Annotated in this window: 20 protein-coding genes and 1 pseudogene; 7 read left to right on the forward strand and 14 right to left on the reverse strand. The window is 62.1% G+C overall.

Annotated features, from left to right (window positions below; all coding sequences use genetic code 11):
- Positions 1–170: 170 nt before the first annotated feature.
- From EDE05_RS13410 to EDE05_RS13445, 8 genes and pseudogenes are all read right to left on the reverse strand, one after another.
- Positions 171–602 carry a MucR family transcriptional regulator gene (locus EDE05_RS13410; RefSeq protein WP_105371694.1) on the reverse strand — a complete coding sequence of 144 codons (432 nt, stop codon included), beginning with the start codon at positions 600–602 and terminating at the stop codon, positions 171–173.
- Positions 603–1,043: 441 nt separating this feature from the next.
- Positions 1,044–1,382 carry a monovalent cation/H(+) antiporter subunit G gene (gene mnhG / locus EDE05_RS13415; protein WP_105371695.1) on the reverse strand — a complete coding sequence of 113 codons (339 nt, stop codon included), beginning with the start codon at positions 1,380–1,382 and terminating at the stop codon, positions 1,044–1,046.
- A complete protein-coding gene (locus EDE05_RS13420; protein ID WP_134101369.1) occupies positions 1,379–1,783 on the reverse strand; it encodes a cation:proton antiporter in 405 nt (134 codons plus the stop codon). Before EDE05_RS13420 ends, mnhG begins: the two co-directional genes overlap by 4 nt.
- Complete coding sequence (locus EDE05_RS13425) at positions 1,780–2,253, reverse strand: Na+/H+ antiporter subunit E (protein ID WP_134101372.1); 474 nt, start codon at positions 2,251–2,253, stop codon at positions 1,780–1,782. The genes EDE05_RS13420 and EDE05_RS13425 overlap by 4 nt, the downstream gene beginning before the upstream one ends.
- The gene (locus tag EDE05_RS13430; RefSeq protein WP_134101375.1) at positions 2,250–3,815 is read right to left on the reverse strand and encodes a Na+/H+ antiporter subunit D; all 1,566 of its coding nucleotides are present in this window, start codon (positions 3,813–3,815) and stop codon (positions 2,250–2,252) included. The genes EDE05_RS13425 and EDE05_RS13430 overlap by 4 nt, the downstream gene beginning before the upstream one ends.
- 77 nt (positions 3,816–3,892) lie before the next feature.
- A complete protein-coding gene (locus EDE05_RS13435) occupies positions 3,893–4,270 on the reverse strand; it encodes a Na+/H+ antiporter subunit C (protein WP_105371699.1) in 378 nt (125 codons plus the stop codon).
- Positions 4,271–4,356: 86 nt separating this feature from the next.
- Positions 4,357–4,773: pseudogene (locus EDE05_RS13440) on the reverse strand (Na+/H+ antiporter subunit B); the annotation flags it as partial.
- The gene (locus EDE05_RS13445) at positions 4,770–7,127 is read right to left on the reverse strand and encodes a putative monovalent cation/H+ antiporter subunit A (RefSeq protein WP_134101378.1); all 2,358 of its coding nucleotides are present in this window, start codon (positions 7,125–7,127) and stop codon (positions 4,770–4,772) included. The gene EDE05_RS13445 and the pseudogene EDE05_RS13440, both read right to left, overlap by 4 nt.
- A gap of 171 nt (positions 7,128–7,298) precedes the next feature.
- Between EDE05_RS13445 and msrB the strand changes: the two genes are divergently transcribed.
- Entirely contained in the window at positions 7,299–7,709 is a 411-nt protein-coding gene (gene msrB / locus EDE05_RS13450; RefSeq protein ID WP_105371701.1) for a peptide-methionine (R)-S-oxide reductase MsrB, read from the forward strand.
- A gap of 49 nt (positions 7,710–7,758) precedes the next feature.
- On the opposite strand, the gene EDE05_RS13455 is transcribed toward msrB, so the two are convergent.
- The 3 genes from EDE05_RS13455 to EDE05_RS13465 form a co-directional block, all read right to left on the reverse strand.
- Positions 7,759–8,565, reverse strand: a complete 807-nt coding sequence (locus EDE05_RS13455) for a class I SAM-dependent methyltransferase (RefSeq protein WP_208325211.1) — start codon at positions 8,563–8,565, stop codon at positions 7,759–7,761.
- An 84-nt stretch (positions 8,566–8,649) separates the two neighbouring features.
- Positions 8,650–9,525: an aldose 1-epimerase family protein gene (locus tag EDE05_RS13460; protein ID WP_134101382.1), complete on the reverse strand. Its 876-nt coding sequence runs from the start codon at positions 9,523–9,525 to the stop codon at positions 8,650–8,652.
- A gap of 77 nt (positions 9,526–9,602) precedes the next feature.
- Positions 9,603–9,971, reverse strand: a complete 369-nt coding sequence (locus EDE05_RS13465; protein WP_134101385.1) for a helix-turn-helix domain-containing protein — start codon at positions 9,969–9,971, stop codon at positions 9,603–9,605.
- Positions 9,972–10,077: 106 nt separating this feature from the next.
- Between EDE05_RS13465 and EDE05_RS13470 the strand changes: the two genes are divergently transcribed.
- Positions 10,078–10,956: an NAD(P)-binding domain-containing protein gene (locus tag EDE05_RS13470; RefSeq protein WP_134101388.1), complete on the forward strand. Its 879-nt coding sequence runs from the start codon at positions 10,078–10,080 to the stop codon at positions 10,954–10,956.
- A complete protein-coding gene (locus EDE05_RS13475) occupies positions 10,953–11,378 on the forward strand; it encodes a GFA family protein (protein WP_134101391.1) in 426 nt (141 codons plus the stop codon). Before EDE05_RS13470 ends, EDE05_RS13475 begins: the two co-directional genes overlap by 4 nt.
- A 2-nt stretch (positions 11,379–11,380) precedes the next feature.
- Here EDE05_RS13475 and EDE05_RS13480 read toward each other — a convergent pair whose 3' ends face one another.
- On the reverse strand, positions 11,381–11,791 hold the full coding sequence (locus EDE05_RS13480; protein ID WP_112802747.1) for a cupin domain-containing protein: 411 nt from the start codon (positions 11,789–11,791) through the stop codon (positions 11,381–11,383).
- A gap of 192 nt (positions 11,792–11,983) precedes the next feature.
- Here EDE05_RS13480 and EDE05_RS13485 point away from each other — a divergent pair, with 192 nt between their 5' ends.
- Positions 11,984–12,703 (forward strand): hypothetical protein, encoded by a 720-nt coding sequence (locus EDE05_RS13485; protein ID WP_134101398.1) that lies wholly within the window; start codon positions 11,984–11,986, stop codon positions 12,701–12,703.
- Between the two features lie 343 nt (positions 12,704–13,046).
- Positions 13,047–13,682, forward strand: coding sequence for a DUF1062 domain-containing protein (locus EDE05_RS13490; RefSeq protein ID WP_134101401.1), 636 nt, complete (start codon positions 13,047–13,049; stop codon positions 13,680–13,682).
- Here EDE05_RS13490 and EDE05_RS13495 read toward each other — a convergent pair.
- Positions 13,673–14,599: an SDR family oxidoreductase gene (locus EDE05_RS13495; RefSeq protein ID WP_134101404.1), complete on the reverse strand. Its 927-nt coding sequence runs from the start codon at positions 14,597–14,599 to the stop codon at positions 13,673–13,675. The genes EDE05_RS13490 and EDE05_RS13495 overlap by 10 nt on opposite strands.
- A 96-nt stretch (positions 14,600–14,695) precedes the next feature.
- Between EDE05_RS13495 and EDE05_RS13500 the strand changes: the two genes are divergently transcribed.
- Positions 14,696–15,265, forward strand: a complete 570-nt coding sequence (locus EDE05_RS13500; protein ID WP_134101408.1) for a TetR/AcrR family transcriptional regulator — start codon at positions 14,696–14,698, stop codon at positions 15,263–15,265.
- Here the strand turns inward: EDE05_RS13500 and EDE05_RS13505 are convergent.
- Positions 15,256–16,191, reverse strand: a complete 936-nt coding sequence (locus tag EDE05_RS13505; RefSeq protein WP_166675456.1) for a DMT family transporter — start codon at positions 16,189–16,191, stop codon at positions 15,256–15,258. The genes EDE05_RS13500 and EDE05_RS13505 overlap by 10 nt on opposite strands.
- Before the next feature lie 87 nt (positions 16,192–16,278).
- On the opposite strand from EDE05_RS13505, the gene EDE05_RS13510 reads away from it, so the two are divergent.
- Positions 16,279–16,821, forward strand: coding sequence for a MarR family transcriptional regulator (locus EDE05_RS13510; RefSeq protein WP_245519907.1), 543 nt, complete (start codon positions 16,279–16,281; stop codon positions 16,819–16,821).

The following is a 16,821-nucleotide window of genomic DNA, read 5'->3' on the forward strand; positions in this document are numbered from 1 at the left end:
ATTTTTTTCCTCTATTTATCCTCCTCGTTGAAGCCAGGAAAAAACCGGGCACAATGGCCCGGCCTTTGTCCGTATACCGCTCGGGCATACAACTCATCCGCCCGTCGTTTGCGCGATCGGTTCCTTTCGGACGAGATTAAAATCCTCCCACGCCTGACCGGAGTTCCGGATCAGGCCTTGCCGCGCTTGCGGCGTTGTCCAAGGCCCATTTCCTTGGCAAGTCTCGAACGAGCTTCCGCGTATGCGGGCGCTACCATCGGATAATCGGCCGGCAGGCCCCACTTCTCACGATACTCTTCCGGTGTCATGTTGTAGTGGGTCATGAGGTGCCGCTTCAACGACTTGAACTTCTGACCGTCCTCAAGGCAGATCAGATAGTCGTCCTCGATCGACTTCTTGATCGGAACCGGCGGCTTCGGCTTTTCGACGGCCGTAATCACCGGAGCGGGCGACGAGGTATTGCTCAGCGCCGAGTGTACGTCTGCGATCAGATTGGAAAGATCACTGACGGGGACCACGTGGTTGCTCACATAGGCAGCCACGATATCTGCGGTCAATTCCACCAGCAGATCCTGGCCTTTGCCCAATGCGATTTCTGTCATTTGTTGTCTCCTGTTCAACGTCATGGCAGGCTCTGCGACCTCCGCAGATCCTGCCGTTCGTAGAGTCTTTCGGAGAAAACCCCCTTGCCCCGCACCGTCTTGCGACCGAAGCCTACCCCTAAGCTTCATGCGGAAGAAAAGCCGATTTTCACCGGATATTGCTTTCGATTGAAATCTGCCCTGCGACCAGCTACTGTGTGTTCTTCCACTTGAAGAACTTGCTGTCTTTGCCCTATTGGCGATGGGGACGTCTAATCTCGAACAACATCTGCACTCTACTTGAAATGAAGTACCACCGCTCGCCTCAATGTCCAAGTGAGAAATTTTTCGGATACAGGGCTTTCTATCGGCTATAGACGCCCTAAATCAGCATTACTGACGTATAGACGGTAATTTCCTCAATTATGACAAGCTTATAACTCGTTTTGTGACGGGTTATATTCAGTTTTGGTGATCGTTCAGGTCATCCCGAACGGATTGCTCATGCAGAGGATAACCCATCTTGTGTGCCGCCATGGCGAGCAGATGGGCCGAAATCGGCGCTGTCAGGACAAAGAAGAAGAAACCCGCCAGCGCCCGCGCAAGGGTCGAAAGATCGCCGGCATGCAGGGCGACCGCCAGAAGCATGAGACCGGAACCGACAGTGCCCGCCTTGGATGCTGCGTGCATGCGGGTATAGACGTCCGGCAACCGGTTGATGCCGATTGCGGCCACCAGCGCAAATCCTGCACCGACCAGGATAAGAAGAGCGGTCAGCAGGGCGATCAACACCGCGATCATTTTTTTGCCTTTCGACTGAAGGCGGGGCCGCCGCCCGGCTTGCGGCTGCGCGCCAGCTTGGTTTTTTGCGCCGGGGGCGGAGCGGGCATCACCGGGCTCGCCTTCGCCTCGGGCGCTTCTTCACCCCTGCCACGCGCCAGGATGAAGCGGGCGAAGGCGACGGTCGCCAGAAAACCGACCAGGCCGAGGGAGATGGCGATGTCGATATAGAGCGTGAAGCCGGTGCGGATGGCGATAAGAGCAATAAAGCCGATCACGATGCCGACCAGCATGTCGAGCGCCACCACCCGATCAGGAAGCGTCGGTCCCTTGATGACGCGCCAGACGGTCAGCACGAAGGAAAGGCCAAGCACCACAAGCGCCAGCCAGAGGGCCGAAGAGAGGATCGTCTGTGCCGTCATCGGAAGGCCTCCATGATCTTCCTTTCGAAACCGGTGGCAATGTCGCGCCTGGTCGCCTCAGGGTCCGAGCAGTCGATTGCATGGACGAACAGCGTCTTGCGGTCCGCCGACACATCGACGGAAAGCGTTCCGGGCGTCAGCGTGATGAGATTGGCAAGCAGGGTGATCTCGAAATCCCGGTCGACCGTCAGCGGATAGGCAAAGATGCCCGGCTTCAATTCCATGCGCGGGCTCATCACCAGGACGGCGACCTTCCAGGCCGAGAGCGCCAGTTCCTTGAAGAACAGGACAAGCAGGGACAGGATGCGGCCCATCCGCCGCCAGTAGCCGCGGGCACTCATCTGTTCGCGAACGATCCACAGCGACAAGGTGGAAAGCGCGAAACCGAAGATGAGATTGTGCAACGTGCCGCTGCCGGTGACGGCGACCCAGACGACGGAAAAGACCAGCGAGAGGATATAGGTGGTCACGGCGCGGCACCCCCGGGGAAAACCGACCCGATATAGGCCGACGGCTCGGCAAGGCCCGCTGCGGCTCTCTGCGAAAGATCCAGTACCGTCTCCGGAAACAGACCGAAAAGAATGGAAAGCGCCGTCAGGCAGCCGAGCGGCCAGGCGATCCGCCAGTCGATTGCGGTCACCGGTTCGGGTACCATCTCAAGCACCGGCTCGGACCGCGGCCGCCAGTAGGCGAGCAGGAAGACGCGGGCAAGCGCCATGGTGACGATGAAGGCGGAAAGCAGGATGGCTGCGGCGAGCCACCAGGCGCCGATATCGAGAGAAGCCTTGAGAAGCACCAGTTTTGGCCAGAGCCCCGACAGGGGCGGCAGACCGGCGGCAGCCAGGAAAAGGGTCAGCGAGGCTGCGGAAAACCATGGTGCACAGCGATAAAGCCCGCCAAGAGCAGAGAGGGTCCAGGCGCCGCCGAGCCGTGCCGCTTCGCCCGCCACCAGGTAGAGCGCCGTCATCGTCACCACCGAGTGCAGCGCGTAGAGGATCGATCCACTGACGGCCGCCGGCGTGCCGATCGCGACCCCAGCCAACATATTGCCGATACCCACAATCACCACATAGCCGACGAGCCGGCGCAGATCGTTCTGCGCCAAAGCGCCCAGAGCGCCGATGACCATGGTCAGCGCGGCGGAGATCGCGACGATGAAACTAAGCTCCTCCCGCTCGACGGGAAAGAGCATGACGGTGACGCGGATCAGCGCATAGATGCCGACCTTTGTCAGCAGGCCGCCGAACAGCGCCGACACCACGATGCGCGGCGTGTGATAGGAGGCTGGCAGCCAGAAATTCACCGGGAAAGCCGCGGCCTTCATGGCAAAGGCGAGAATGAAGAGCGCCGTCAGCGTGACGAGCGGGGCAGTCACTCTGAGCCCCGATGCCTTGCCGGCGATATCGGCCATGTTGAGCGTGCCGAAGATTGCATAGAGATAACCGACGGCGATCAGGAACAGCGTCGTGCCTATCAGATTGAGCACGGCATATTTCAGCGCGCCATCGATCTGCTCGGGTTCAGAACCGAGGATCAGCAGGCCGAAGGAGGAGATCAGCAGCACTTCGAACCAGACATAGAGGTTGAAGATGTCGCCGGTCAGGAACGCCCCGGAAACCCCTGCCATCAGCAGCATCAGAAACGGAAAGAAGCCGTATCGGCGTCCGCCGGCATCGATGTCGCGGAGCGCAAAGACACCGGCAGCTAGCGCTACCACGGCCGAGATGAGTGCCATCAACGAGCCGAAGAGATCAGCGGTGAACGCAATGCCGAAAGGCGGCAGCCAGCGGCCCATGACCATGGTGACCGGCCCCTGTATCGAAACGCGCATGAGCAGCGCCGCATCGAGGAGAACGAGCAGGACCAGACCGGTGATGGCGATCGTCCCGTGCAGGCGCACGGATTTGCGCACCATCATCAGGAGCGCACCGACGCCGATCATCAGCACGACCGGCAGGACCACCAGCCAGTCGGCGATTGCAGGCGCGGCAAGGACAAGGGCTGCGGAGAGATCGGTCGAAGGGGCGGCCATTTATAGAATCTCCCTCGGGGCAAAAGCACCGCTGGGCGATACGGTTCCGGAAGGGACAACCTGCAACACCATGCTTTCTAATACCCCATCGGCGGACGTTCTTCGTCCCGCGGTTCGGCAAGACGCATCTCGTCGGTATTATCGGTGCCGAGCTCCTGGTAGGCGCGGTAGGTCAGCACCAGAAGGAAGGCGAAGAAGGAAAAGGAGATCACGATCGCCGTCAGGATGAGCGCCTGCGGCAGCGGGTTGGCGGCGCCCGCCGGCAAGGCGTCCATGCCGTTCGGGATGATCGGCGGCACTTCGCGCGTCAGTCGGCCGGTGGTGAAGAGCAGCAAGTTGACGGCATTTCCGAGCAGTACGATGCCGAGCAGGATGCGCACCGTATGCTTCGACAGCATCAGGTAGATCGCGGCCGCGAAAAACAGGCCGATCAGAATGGCAAAAGGCGTTTCCATCAGCCCCTCTCTTTCGGCTTATGGGCGGGTTTGCGGGGCCTTTTCACCCGGACAGGCGGCGGCTGTTCGCCAATGGCTTCAGCCGGCTCGGACTCTTCCTGCTCCAGCGCCAGAGCGATCGACGTGATGGCTCCGACCACCACCAGATAGACCCCGATATCGAAGGACATGACTGTCGCGACAGGCACTTCCACACCGAGGATTTCCGGGTAAATCCAGAGGCCGGTCATGAAGGGCACGCCGGCAAAGATGGAGATCAGGCCGGAGAGTGCTGCAAGCAGGAGGCCCGCCCCGGCGATCGCCATCGGATGAAAGCGGATGGCGCGGCGCACGGCCGAAACCCCGAAGGCAATGCCATAGATCGCAAGCGCAGACGCGGCAATCAGCCCGCCGATGAAGCCGCCGCCGGGCTCGTTATGGCCGCGCAGGAGGACGAAAACGGAAAACAGAAGCATCAACGCCGTCAGCACCGGGGCGACCGTGCGCAGGATGAGCGTGTTCATGGGCGACCGCCTTGCTTATCTTCAGCAGCGACACGCCTGCCCGCCTTCACCCGGATCAGGGCCAGGACCGCAAGGCCGGTGATCATGACCACGGCGATTTCGCCGAGCGTATCTGTGCCGCGGAAATCGACGATGATGACGTTCACGACATTGGCGCCGTGGGCAATCGTCTTGGAATAGGTGTTGAAAAAATCCGTCAACAGGTTGTCGAACGGCGCCTCCACCGACTTCAACAGCAGCAGCGTGAAGCCGAGCCCGCAGGCGACGGCAATCACTGCGTCGAGCAGCATCTGTCCCACCGGCCTGTGGTCGCGCGGGGAAAGCCTCAGCCGGGTCATGACCAGCGCCAGGATGACGACCGATAGGGTTTCCACCATGAACTGCGTGAAGGACAGATCCGGCGCCCCGAACAGCAGGAAAATCACGGCGACGGCAAATCCCTGAATGCCGAGCGACACGATCGCCGTCAGCCTGTCCGCGGCACGAAGCACGGCAATGAGGCCGATCAGCGCGATCAGCAGGAAGGCCGCCTCCTGAACCAAAATTTTTTCGGGCCAGTTCGGCATGCCGGGCAGTTCGCCGAAGACGAAGGGCGGAACCAGCAGCGTCAGCGCCAGCAGGATGAAGGTCGCCGTGACATAAATCTCCAGCCGCCCCGGCTGCACGAAGCGGGTGACGGCGCCGGACAGCCGGATCAGCCCGGAGATCAGATGATCGAAGCCGCGGTCGGGCCCCGGCCCGAGGTTTTCCAGCACGCGGACCATCAGGGCGCGGGCAGTGTCGAGCCGCCAGTAGACGAGCACGCCGAGCGTGATGGTGACCAGCGAAAGCAGCAGCGGCAGACCGACATGCGGCATGGCGGCAATCTCGACCGTGACCCTCCGATCGACAATGGCGCTCGCCATAGGCGATGAGACGTATCGATGAGCAAGGCCGGAGAAAAGTGCCCCGAGCAGGCCGAGTGCAGCCAGCACCACAGGCCCGAGCCAGAGCGCCGCCGGGCCTTCGTGGGCCTGTTTCGGCGTCTCGACGCGAGGGCCGAGAAACGGCTTCAGCCCGACGGCAAATGCGATCGCGAACATCAGCGCGTTGCCGACCACGGCAAGAGCGGTGAAAAAGACCGCGCGGGGATTTCCGGCCGCAAGTGCTGTGTAGATCTCCTCCTTGGCAAGAAAACCAAAAAACAGCGGCAGCCCGCCCATGGAAAATGCCGCAAGCAATCCGGCAGCGAAGGTGATCGGCATTGCCGCCTTCAATCCTCCGAGGCGCGTCACGTCGCGGATACCTGTTTCGTGATCCACTGCGCCGGCGACCATGAAGAGCGCGCCCTTGAACAGCGAATGAGCGACCAGATAGAGCACCGCCGCTTCCACCGCGTGCGGCGCACCAAAGCCGGTGAGCATGACGAGAAGGCCGAGCGAGGCCATGGTGGTATAGGCGAGCATCAGCTTGAGGTCCGTCTGCCGGATGGCAAGGAGGGTACCTGATATCAGCGTGATGCCGCCGAAGAAGGGCAGCAGGATTTCCCAGGCGGGCGTGTGCCCCATCACCGGGTTCAGCCGCATCAGCAGATAGACGCCGGCCTTCACCATGGTTGCCGAATGCAGGTAGGCCGAAACCGGCGTCGGCGCCTCCATGGCGTTGGGCAGCCAGAAATGGAACGGAAACTGCGCCGATTTGGTGAAGGCGCCGGCCAGCACGAGAATAAGCGTAGCCAGATAGAACGGGCTTTCGCGCAGCCCGTTTTCCAGATGGACGAGCAGCGAAAGCTGCGTGACCCCGGTGATATTCCAAAGAAACACGAGGCCGGCGAGCAGGCAGAGCCCGCCGCCGCCGGTCACCACCAGCGCCTGTAGAGCCGCGCGGCGGGCGGCCTCCCGCTCGTGATCGAAACCGATCAACAGGAAGGATGTGATGGAGGTGAGTTCCCAGTAGACGAAAAGCATGAAGAAACTGTCGGAGACGACAAGCCCGAGCATCGCACCCATGAAGAGGAGGATGAATGCCAGGAACCGCCCCTGATCCGGATGGCCTTTCATATAGCCGCCGGAATAGACGACGATCAGGGTGCCGATACCGGTGATCAGCAGCGCGAAGGTGAGCGACAGGCCATCGAGAAACCAGGAGAAGGACAGGTTGAAGCTCGGCACCCAAGCATAGCCGCCGGTCACCACTTCACCTGCGGCAATCTCGCCCAGGAAGGTGCAAAAATGCAGGAAGGCAAGTGCCGGAGCGAGCGCCAGGAACCAGGCGGCTTTGTCACCCAGCAAGCGGGTGAGACCGGGAGCGAGGACAGCCCCCAGAAAGGGGAGAAAAAGGACGATGAATGTCAATGCCGACACATTGGCAGCCATGTCATCTCCTCGGGTTGAACGCCAGAAATTCCCCCGAGCATTCGGAAGGAAATGGCTTTCTAGGGTAAAGCTTTCCCAGCCTCAAGCAAAACCGGGCACAACCCACAGAAACACGGCTTTCCGCCGGGGCTGCGGATGCCTATCTATGGGAAAAACGAAAGGATCCCGCCGATGTCCGATGTCACCACCCCCAAGGTTCACAAGAGCGATGTGGAATGGCGCGAGCAGTTGTCGTCCGAGCAGTATCGCATCCTCCGGCAAGCCGGCACCGAGCGCGCCTTTACCGGCCCCTTCTGGAACAGCAAGGAGAAGGGCCTTTACCGTTGCGCCGGCTGCGGCGAAGAACTCTTCGTCTCCGATACCAAGTTCGATTCAGGCTGCGGCTGGCCGAGCTATTTCGAGCCGGTGAAACCGAATGCCGTCACCGAGTTTCGCGACACATCGCACGGCATGGTGCGGACGGAGGTGCGCTGCGCCAATTGCGGCGGTCACCTCGGCCACGTCTTTCCCGACGGCCCGCCGCCGACCGGCCTGCGGTACTGCATCAATGGCCACGCGATGACCTTCGAGCCGCTGAAATAACATGGGCGGCGCCGGCATCGCCGGCGCCTTTACCGAACGCCTCTGTCTCTTACGCAGCCCGGCCGCGGATCACCCAGGCCCGTGCCCGAAAGGCTATGGAGCCGTCGCTCTCATAAGGAAGATCGGTCTCCAGTTTGTCTCTGAGCCTTTGCCTCTGGTCGGCGGGCAGGCTGACGCAGTAGCCCGGCGCCGGCCCCGCCCCCAGGGTGAAGGGACGCCAGAAGTCGTCGAAATTCGAAAAGCGTGTCGCAACCTCGATCTCACCCGCTTCGACATCCGCCCATCCGGATTGCTGCGCAAGGTTTGCCAGTTGATCCTTCGTGCAAAAGGGGAAGCGACGATCCTCGCTGAGGTCGCGGGCAGCGGCATCCAGCGCGCCGGCCGCCGTCCAGAACGCGCGCATGAACCCCATGCCGCCGCCCGGATAATCCCAGACATAGAAGGCCAGGGTGGCACCCGCCCTCGCAACGCGCGCCATTTCCTGCAGCGCCTTTTGCCGGTCGGGTACGAAGTTGACCATCAGTCCGGAAACGACAATGTCCATGGCGTGCGAAGAGAGCGACAAGGCTTGCGCATCGCCCACCCGGAACTCGGCGCGAGGATCCTTCACATTCGCCCGCGCCTTGTTCAAAAACCCTTCCGATGGGTCGATGCCAGCCAGGCTTTTGGGATCGCAGGTAGCGAGGATCGCCGCCGACAATGCGCCCGTGCCGCAGCCTACCTCCAGCCAATCGAGCTTGGCGCCCGGCTGCAGCCATTCGAGGAAACGTGGCGCGACCTTCCGGCTCCATCGACCCATATAGAGGTCGTAGCTGTCGCCCATCTGCCATGCGTCATGCCGGGAAGCTTCGGTCACTGTTCATCCTCCACCCATATGCGGACCAGATGATACGTGCGTGCGTCCTTCCGGAAAATAGTCCAAGGGAGGTAGACCGGCCGCTCAGAGCCGGCCGGGCAGTTCCACCGTGAATGCGAAGCGCGCCTTTGCGCCGGGCTGCAGGATGGTGCTGTAGGGGCGCTCGGCAAGGTCGTCGGAACCGCCGAGTTCGGCGGCCGTGCCGTGCCAGGGCTCGATGCAGATGAAGGGTGCGCCGGGTTTTTGCCAGAGCGCCAGGTTCGGCAGGTTCTCGAAGGAGAACTTGAGCGCCGGCCCATCCTCGGCGGCATAGGCGAGACCTTCACCGGCGCCTTCGGGAAAGATCATCGCATCGGCCTCGAACATGGCATGGTCGAGTATGAGCCGGCCTGACTTGAAGGGGGAATCACGTCTTTCAGGGTCTATCAGACCATTGCCGAGGCGGACGAGCGCCGGTTCTGCGCCGTTGTCGAGCGTCACGGTATGAACCTGCCCATCGGCCCCCGGCAGCGGCCAAAGGAAGGCCGGATGGAAGCCGAGGCCGAAGGGCATCGGCCGCGTGTCGCGGTTTTCCACCTCCGCCGACACGGTGAGCTTGAGGCCGTCCAGCGCGTGCTCGACCGCCAGCAGAAATTCGAAGGGATACACGGCTCGGGTCATATCGGAAGCAGCCAATTCGTAGCGGCACATGGTTTCGGTTGCCGCGACCAGATCGAACTCGCTGCGGCGGGCAAAACCGTGCTGCGCCATCTCGTAGGATCTGCCCTCAATGCTGACCCTGTTTTCCGGGGCCTTGCCGACCATGGGGAAGAGGATCGGCGAGCGGCCGTTCCAGAAGGCGGCATCGCCGTTCCACAGCCAGGAACGGCCGTCGGCGGTTGCAAGGCTCTGCATTTCCGCGCCGAGAGAAGAGACATCGACCGTCAGATGCTGGTTTGCAATTCGGGTCTGGCTGGGCATGGCGGCTGCTCCTGGGCTTTCATTCGGGGAGAGGCGATATCAATTCTGGATGACGCTCGTATCAAGGCGGTCAGTCTTCAGGCACTGAGCGCGATCGGCCGCTCGGCCTGCTCTTCGGCTTTCAGCGCCATGCGGATCTCATAAGCCTTGCCCCAGTCCGCCATGACGCCAACCGCTTGGTTGAGGCTGCGGCCGAAATCCGTCGCCGAATATTCCACCTTCTGCACCTTTCCCGGAAACACCTCGCGGCGGATCAGATCGTCCGCCTCCATTTCGCGGAGCTGCTGGGCGAGGACCTTTTCGCTGATGCCCGCCAGGATGCGCCGGAGCTCGCCGAAACGGCGCGGCGCCACGTTGATCTCCCAGAGGATGTCGGTCTTCCATTTTCCGCCGATCACATTGAGGGCGCTCGCAAAGCCGCAATCGTCATCCGGCAGTCGTTTCATCCTTGATCTCCTAACCTCAACGTAACCGCTTACCAGAAGGTGCGTAATTTACCGGCCTGGGCCGGCAGCCATATCAGAGTGCATCGCAAATATGGAGTTCTACCAGATGACCACAATAGGTTTTCTCGGCGCCGGCCGAATGGGCACCGCACTTGTCAGGACGCTTTTGAAGAATGGCCATCAGGTGCAGGTCTGGAACCGGACGGCGGAAAAGGCGGAAGCGCTCACGGCTTTCGGCGCGACAGCGAAGCCAACGCCGGAAGAGGCTATCGGCCGGGTGGACATCGCGATCGTCAACCTGCTCGACTATGCCGCATCCGATGCGCAGTTGCGCCGGCCCGCCGTCACCGAGGCGCTGAAGGGCAAGCTTCTGGTGCAACTTACCTCCGGTTCGCCGATGACCGGCCGGGAAACCGGCGAATGGGCGACCGGTAACGGCATTGCCTATCTCGACGGAGCGATCATGGCGACGCCGGATCTGATCGGCGATCCGGAAACACTGGTTCTCTACAGCGGTTCGCGACCGCAATTCGAACAGCACCAGACTCTATTCATGTGCCTCGGTGGCAAGTCCGCCTTCGTAAGCGAGGATTTCGGCGCGGCCTCGGCGCTCGACAGCGCAATCCTCGCCCAGATGTGGGGTACGCTGTTCGGCGCGCTTCAGGCGCTTGCCGTCACTCGCGTGGAAAAGATCGACCCGGACACCTACGCCCCATTCCTGAAGCAAAGCCAGCCGGTCATCGATGCGGCCACCAAAGACCTGATGCAGCGCGTCCGTGATGGCCGTGACCGCGGCGACGATGCTACATTGGCAAGCATCGCCGCCCATAACGCGGCCTTCCACCATCTGCGCGACATTGTGCGGGACCGCGGCATCAATCCCGCAATATCAGATGCCTTCGGCAGCCTGTTCGAGGCGGCGATCGCCAAGGGCCATCAGGAGGACGACTTTGCCCTGCTCGCTCGCTTCATGGTGGCTGCGTGAGCGGTAACAAAGCCTCAGATCACCCGGCCACCCGCACCGCGAGCTGCGCCTGCGGCAGCTTGCGGCTTTCCTTTCGCGGCGGGCCGGCGCGCGTTTATGCCTGCGCCTGCCTCGAATGCCAGCGCGCCACCGGCACTGCCTTCGCCTATCGGGCGCGGTTCAACCAGGAGGATATCGTCGAAGACGTCGGCGAGCGGCGGCGCTTCCGGCGCATGACTGAGGCGGGCCACTGGATGGACCAAATCTTCTGCCCGACCTGCGGGACGCTCATCTACATGGAGGCGGAAGTGATGCCGGGAGCGCTCGTCGTTTCCGTCGGCTGCTTCGGCGATCCCGATTTCGCACCGCCCGCAGCACTTTTCTGGGCCAGGCGCAAACACGGCTGGTACGAGCTCGACGAGGCGGTCGCCCGGAAAGACTGAGGTCAGTCCTTCGCGACCTCGCCGGAATACTGGTCGTCTGCGACCGGCTCCAGCCATTCGGCCGTCTTGCCGTCGAGGGCCTCCTGTATGGCGATATGGGTCATGGCGGTGGTGGCCGTTGCCCCGTGCCAGTGTTTTTCGCCCGGCGGAAACCAGATGACGTCACCGGGGCGGATCGTTTGGATCGGCTCGCCCCAGACCTGCGCCAAGCCGCAGCCGGCGGTGACGACCAGCGTCTGGCCGAGCGGATGGGTGTGCCAGTTGGTGCGGGCGCCGGGCTCGAAGGTGACGGATGCCGCAACGACGCGGGCGGGCGCCTGCGCTTCGTTGAGCGGGTCGAGGCGCACTGCACCGGTGAAATAATCGGGCGGCTGCCTTTTCGACGGCTGCGATCCACTGCGCTTGATGTCCATGGTGATGTTCCCGCTGTTATCCGCTCTCCTCCCTCACATAGGAGGGGAATATCGAGAATTAAGCCCGTTCGCGAAGAATATCGCCGCGGTGGCTTTCTTAACAGGCGCGAGCGTATAGCGTAGCTTTGCCCTGGCTTGCCGCGCGCCATGCGTAACCGGCTCCAAAGGCGATGACAAACCAAGGGGTTTCGGATGCGCTTCATTTTGCCGGCATTGTTCGTTTTCGCAACGGCGGTTGCCGGGATCACCGGAGCTGCGGCAGAGGATGACGGCCTGCCGCCGGTGGATTATCCAAGCCTTCCGGCCGCCGTCGCCACACGCGCGGAACTGGTCCCGGCAGGCTGGACCGTCGAGGCAGAGGCTACCGGCGATCTCGACGGCGACAGACGGCCGGATCTCGCCCTCGTCCTTCAATCGGAAAAACCGGATCTCAGCCCCTCCGGCGAACCGCTCGTCGGCCCGCGCATGCTGGTCGTCGCATTCGGAACCCGCAAAGGCTATCAGCGGATCACGGTCAATCACCAGCTGATCCCGCGTGCCTCCAGCCGCTTCGTCGAGGACTATTTCGATGCTGAATCAGGCGCATTGAGCATCGAGCGGGGGACCCTCACCATCAAGCTGCATTATTTCGCCACGATGGGCGGCTGGGGCATGTGGGACAAGACCTATTCCTTCAAATGGAGAAAGAACGAATTCGTCCTTTCCCGCTACGACCACGACTACACCCATCGAGCCAAGGGCGACACCAAACGGATCATTGCCGACTACGAGGCCCGAAGGCTCAGAGTGATCACGGGCAATATCCAGGAGGACGCCACGAAAACGCAAAAGTTGAAATTGCCCGAACCGTCGACGGTGACGCTGGAACAGGTCGGGGACGGAATGAAGTTCAGCCCGATGCCCGCCGAATAATGCTCGCGGGAAAGACCGCGCCGTTTTGACTTTTCCGTGCCGTCTGTTATCCCTTGCAACCGAAGAGCGTCGGCTTTTGAGGTTCATTTTGCCTAAGTAACTCCCGGTCTCGACAGTTTCCCCTTCCATGCGGGCAGGCCGATCGCCGCCGCGTGGGAAATTCTGTTCATCGGGGTGGCGGCTTGAGACCGGTTTGGCATTGATCTGCCAGTGCTGCTCGAAAGCCGCCCTGAGACGCCCGACGCCTTCTTCTCCATAAGTCCGGACCATCGCCACGCCGCGCCCGAAAGGGCTTCTCGACTGCCGTTCCGAATGAACTTCCAGACCGGAAGATCAAAACGGCATGTGCGACATCCTTCATGTGGAATGGACCCTCGTTCCCAAAACTCCACCCCAGGCAATACTCCGCTGCAGTTCCTGCGGCGATACGAGGCCCTTCCGCTCCAGCGGACGGACCCGCCTCAACGCCAACGGCAAACAGCTCGACGCCTGGCTCATCTACAAATGCATCGACTGCGACGGCACCTGGAACCGGCCGATTTTCGAGCGGCAATCGGTCCGCTCGCTCAACCCGGCCCTCGTGGAAGCTCTGCAGGCAAGCGCTCCCGGCTACGTGGCGCGCCTCGAATTCGATCAGGAAGGACTGAAGGCTTCGGCAGGCCGCATTGAGGAAAGCGAGGAATTCGAGCTGCACAGGCGAACAATCTGCGCTTCGGGGAATCGGGCGAGAATCGTCATCACGCTCGCTCTCCCCTACCCCGCCAGCCTGCGGCTCGACCGGCTGCTGGCCTCGGAGTTGCAGCTTTCCCGCAGCCGGCTGCAGGTGCTTTTCGAGGCGGGCGATATCCGGGTCGAGCCGGCGCGGAAGGACGCGCTGAAACGCAGCATCCGCGACGGCACCGTGATCACGCTGGGCCTGCGTGACGAAGCCGAACGGCTGGCGACAGGACGGACAGCGATGGGCGGCTATCAGCGGTAACCGGTGGCGTCGGCCGGCTTGCCCGCTTCCTGCACCTCTGTCAGGTAACGCCAGCAATCCGGCCGCGAGCCATCGACATCGTCGAATTCGTAGACCTGCGCGAGCCCGCCACTGGAGAGCGACTGGCCGTTCCATCTCGCGCGATCCGGATCGGCGGCCAGCGCGGCGATCGCACGGCCGATGAAATGCGGCGTCTCGGAGATGCAGAAATGAGGCTGGATGGTGATCGCGTCGCGCCAGTTTTCCTCGCTGACCTCGTATGCCTCCAGCATCATTTCAGACCGCAGCCAGCCGGGCGTGATCGAGACCGACATGCAGCCGTGCTTTTCGAGATCCTTCGCATGCGCCCAGGCCATGCGCGTCGCCGAGGTTTTGGCAAGGTCGTAGAAAGGCGACAGGCGGTAGTGATCGGAATTGTAGTCGGCCGTGCCGTCGGTGACTTCCACCAACAGCCCTCCCGGCCTTTCAATCATCAGTTTCAGCGCGTGATGGGCGGTGATGAGATGGGTGTCGATCGCGAGCCGGAGCAGGCGCAGGCCGTTTTCAAGATCGTGCTCCCAGACCGCCTTGTCCCACTCGAACAGGCGCTCGCCGCCCCAGATGTCGTTGACCAGAATATCCAGCCCGCCCTGCTCGCTGCGGATCCGCTCGACCAGCGCCGCCACATCCTCCGAAACAAGATGATCGACGGCAACAGCGATACCGGTGCCGCCAGCTTCGGTCACCAATGCCGCCGTCTCCTCAATCGTCTCGGGCCGGTCATATTCGGAGCGCTTTCCGCGCGTCGAGCGGCCGGTGCAATAGGCCGTTGCGCCGGCGGCACCGAGCTCGACCGCGATCCCCCTGCCGGCGCCGCGGGTGGCACCCGCCACCAGCGCGATCTTCCCGGAAAGCGGCTTTTTCTCCAAATCCGACATGGGACCTCCTTCCCTTCGCTCCCCGCGCAGTTAGAACTGGTTTCGCAGACAACTTCTATATATAAACGTTTATTCGTTTATTATTTGCGAGGCAAGATGCCGAGACCAAAAACCATGCCGGATGGCGAAGTGCTGAAGGCCGCCCTGAAACTGATGCACGAAAAAGGCCCGGACGCGCTGACCTTCGCCTCCCTTTCTACGGCCTCCGGCCTTTCGGCTTCGACGCTGGTGCAGCGGTTCCGCAACAAGGAAGAATTGGCCCGGGCGGCCCTGCTGCATGCGTGGGACGAGCTGGATGCCAAGACGGAAGGGGCCATCTCGGCGGCGCCCAGGACACCGGGCGGCGCTGTGGATATGCTCGTCGCGCTCTCCGGTGATTATGGCGGCATCGAAGCCTATGCTGAAGGACTGCTGATGCTGCGCGAGGATTTTCGCGATCCCCTACTGCGGGAACGCGGCAGAGCCTGGGGTGAGCGGCTTTCGGGCGCTATCGCCGATTGTTTTTCAGAAAAGGCCGGCGCGCCTGACGATATTGGCATGCTGATGGCTTCCCAATGGCAGGGCTGCCTTCTCTGGTGGGGTTTCAATCCGACGGAAACGATCGCCGCGCATGTGCGCAAAAGCCTGGAGGCGTTTCTGGCGGCGATAGGCCTGCCTCACAGGTAGGAGCTTGCACGCAGCCTGGGGAAACGAAACGGAAGACCCTTCAGCGATACGATCGCAACACCTGCAAGCACGATCGCGGTAGCGACGATTTCGCGCAAGCTCACCGGTTCGCCGAGCAGGACGAAACCGAGCAGGATCGTCCAGGGCGGCAGGAAATAGCCATTCATCGAACCGACGGTGGGGCCGGCCTTTTTCAGGATGCTCATGTAGAGAACGATGGGCAGTGCCGTGCCGAAGACGCCGAGCACCAGCAGGACGACCGCCGCATCGAGCGCCGGCGCGAAGGACGACATCCCGCCGAGCCAGATGACGACAGCGAAGGTCGGCAGGCCGGAAAAGAGCTGCTGGCCGAGCGCAAGCCGCATCGGCTGCGGGTTCGGTATGGCGCGTACATAAAGATTTCCGAGCGCGTAGCTCAGCGCCACAATCACCATGGCGCCGACGCCGTTCAGGCTGACATCACCCGCGCCGAACGCCGCGGGGCCGACCAACATGACCATTCCGGTAAAACCGGTGGCGAGCCCGAGCGCCACCTTGAGCGTCAGCCGCTCGCTGGCGAACAGGGCCTGCGCCAGAACCGCGACGATAAGCGGCGTGGAAGCCTGGATCATCGAGGTGAGGCCCGCCGAAATCTGGGTGAGCGCATAGGCTGTCAGTGCGTTTGGCACGACGCCCTGCAGGAAGCCTAGAACGATCCAGTCACGAAGCTCATGCCCGCGCGGCAGGACCTGATGCCCGGCGGCCGCCATGAAGGCGACGATCAGACCGCCTCCCATCAAGCCGCGCAGCGCCGTGAGCGCCAGCGGCGAAAGCGAAGTTCCCGCGATTTTCAGCAGGATGAAGGCGCTTGCCCATAAAAAGGAGCAGACGAGCATCTGCACGATCAACGGCACAGCGAAAGACTTCCGTATAGCAAGCGTGGGCATCGCGGCCTCCCATTTATCTTCATGTGAAGATATTTGCATGAAATTTATCTTCATGTCAAGATAGTTTGAAATTGCATGGGAGACCGCATGAGCCGCGAACACAAACCGCAGGACCACATCGATCGGGCACGGGCCCAGTGGACAAAGGAACTGCCGGACCTGGATACGGAGCCGATGGAGATCCTCGGCCGCATCTACCGCCTGTCGCGGCTGATGACGCCGTCGATCGAGGAGATATTCGCCTCCTTCGGGCTGGATCGCGGCGAGTTCGACGTGGTGGCGACCCTCAGACGCTCTGGCCCGCCCTACCGGCTCACGCCTACTGAGCTTTACCGATCGCTGATGGTCGCCTCCGGCAGTCTCACCCATCGGCTGGGACGGCTCGAAAAGGCTGGTCTCATCCGGCGCGTGCCGTCGGAGCACGATGGCCGCAGTCTTGCAGTCCAGCTGACGGAAGAAGGCATTCACCGGGCCGAAGCGGCATTCCGGCGGGACATGGCCAATGAGGCGGACGCCATCGCCTCTTTCAACCGGGAAAAGAAACGGCAGATTTCCGCGCTGCTGCGCGAACTGAACCTGACGGTCGAGGCCTATCTTGCTGCACGGGCGGATGAAGCCCCGGAGACTTGA

It is taken from the genome of Neorhizobium sp. R1-B, from assembly GCF_004368875.1.
Classification (GTDB): Bacteria; Pseudomonadota; Alphaproteobacteria; order Rhizobiales; family Rhizobiaceae; genus Neorhizobium; species Neorhizobium huautlense.

Coding starts and splice junctions, on each gene's coding strand:
- mnhG (WP_105371695.1), bottom strand. CDS start 1,382: ATGATCGCGGTGTTGATCGCCCTGCTGACCGCTCTTCTTATCCTGGTC.
- EDE05_RS13505 (WP_166675456.1), bottom strand. CDS start 16,191: ATGCCCACGCTTGCTATACGGAAGTCTTTCGCTGTGCCGTTGATCGTG.
- EDE05_RS13410 (WP_105371694.1), bottom strand. CDS start 602: ATGACAGAAATCGCATTGGGCAAAGGCCAGGATCTGCTGGTGGAATTG.
- EDE05_RS13430 (WP_134101375.1), bottom strand. CDS start 3,815: ATGGCCGCCCCTTCGACCGATCTCTCCGCAGCCCTTGTCCTTGCCGCG.
- EDE05_RS13435 (WP_105371699.1), bottom strand. CDS start 4,270: ATGGAAACGCCTTTTGCCATTCTGATCGGCCTGTTTTTCGCGGCCGCG.
- EDE05_RS13480 (WP_112802747.1), bottom strand. CDS start 11,791: ATGGACATCAAGCGCAGTGGATCGCAGCCGTCGAAAAGGCAGCCGCCC.
- EDE05_RS13490 (WP_134101401.1), top strand. CDS start 13,047: ATGTGCGACATCCTTCATGTGGAATGGACCCTCGTTCCCAAAACTCCA.
- EDE05_RS13510 (WP_245519907.1), top strand. CDS start 16,279: ATGAGCCGCGAACACAAACCGCAGGACCACATCGATCGGGCACGGGCC.
- EDE05_RS13495 (WP_134101404.1), bottom strand. CDS start 14,599: ATGTCGGATTTGGAGAAAAAGCCGCTTTCCGGGAAGATCGCGCTGGTG.
- EDE05_RS13420 (WP_134101369.1), bottom strand. CDS start 1,783: ATGACGGCACAGACGATCCTCTCTTCGGCCCTCTGGCTGGCGCTTGTG.
- EDE05_RS13460 (WP_134101382.1), bottom strand. CDS start 9,525: ATGCCCAGCCAGACCCGAATTGCAAACCAGCATCTGACGGTCGATGTC.
- EDE05_RS13485 (WP_134101398.1), top strand. CDS start 11,984: ATGCGCTTCATTTTGCCGGCATTGTTCGTTTTCGCAACGGCGGTTGCC.
- EDE05_RS13465 (WP_134101385.1), bottom strand. CDS start 9,971: ATGAAACGACTGCCGGATGACGATTGCGGCTTTGCGAGCGCCCTCAAT.
- EDE05_RS13445 (WP_134101378.1), bottom strand. CDS start 7,127: ATGGCTGCCAATGTGTCGGCATTGACATTCATCGTCCTTTTTCTCCCC.
- msrB (WP_105371701.1), top strand. CDS start 7,299: ATGTCCGATGTCACCACCCCCAAGGTTCACAAGAGCGATGTGGAATGG.
- EDE05_RS13500 (WP_134101408.1), top strand. CDS start 14,696: ATGCCGAGACCAAAAACCATGCCGGATGGCGAAGTGCTGAAGGCCGCC.
- EDE05_RS13470 (WP_134101388.1), top strand. CDS start 10,078: ATGACCACAATAGGTTTTCTCGGCGCCGGCCGAATGGGCACCGCACTT.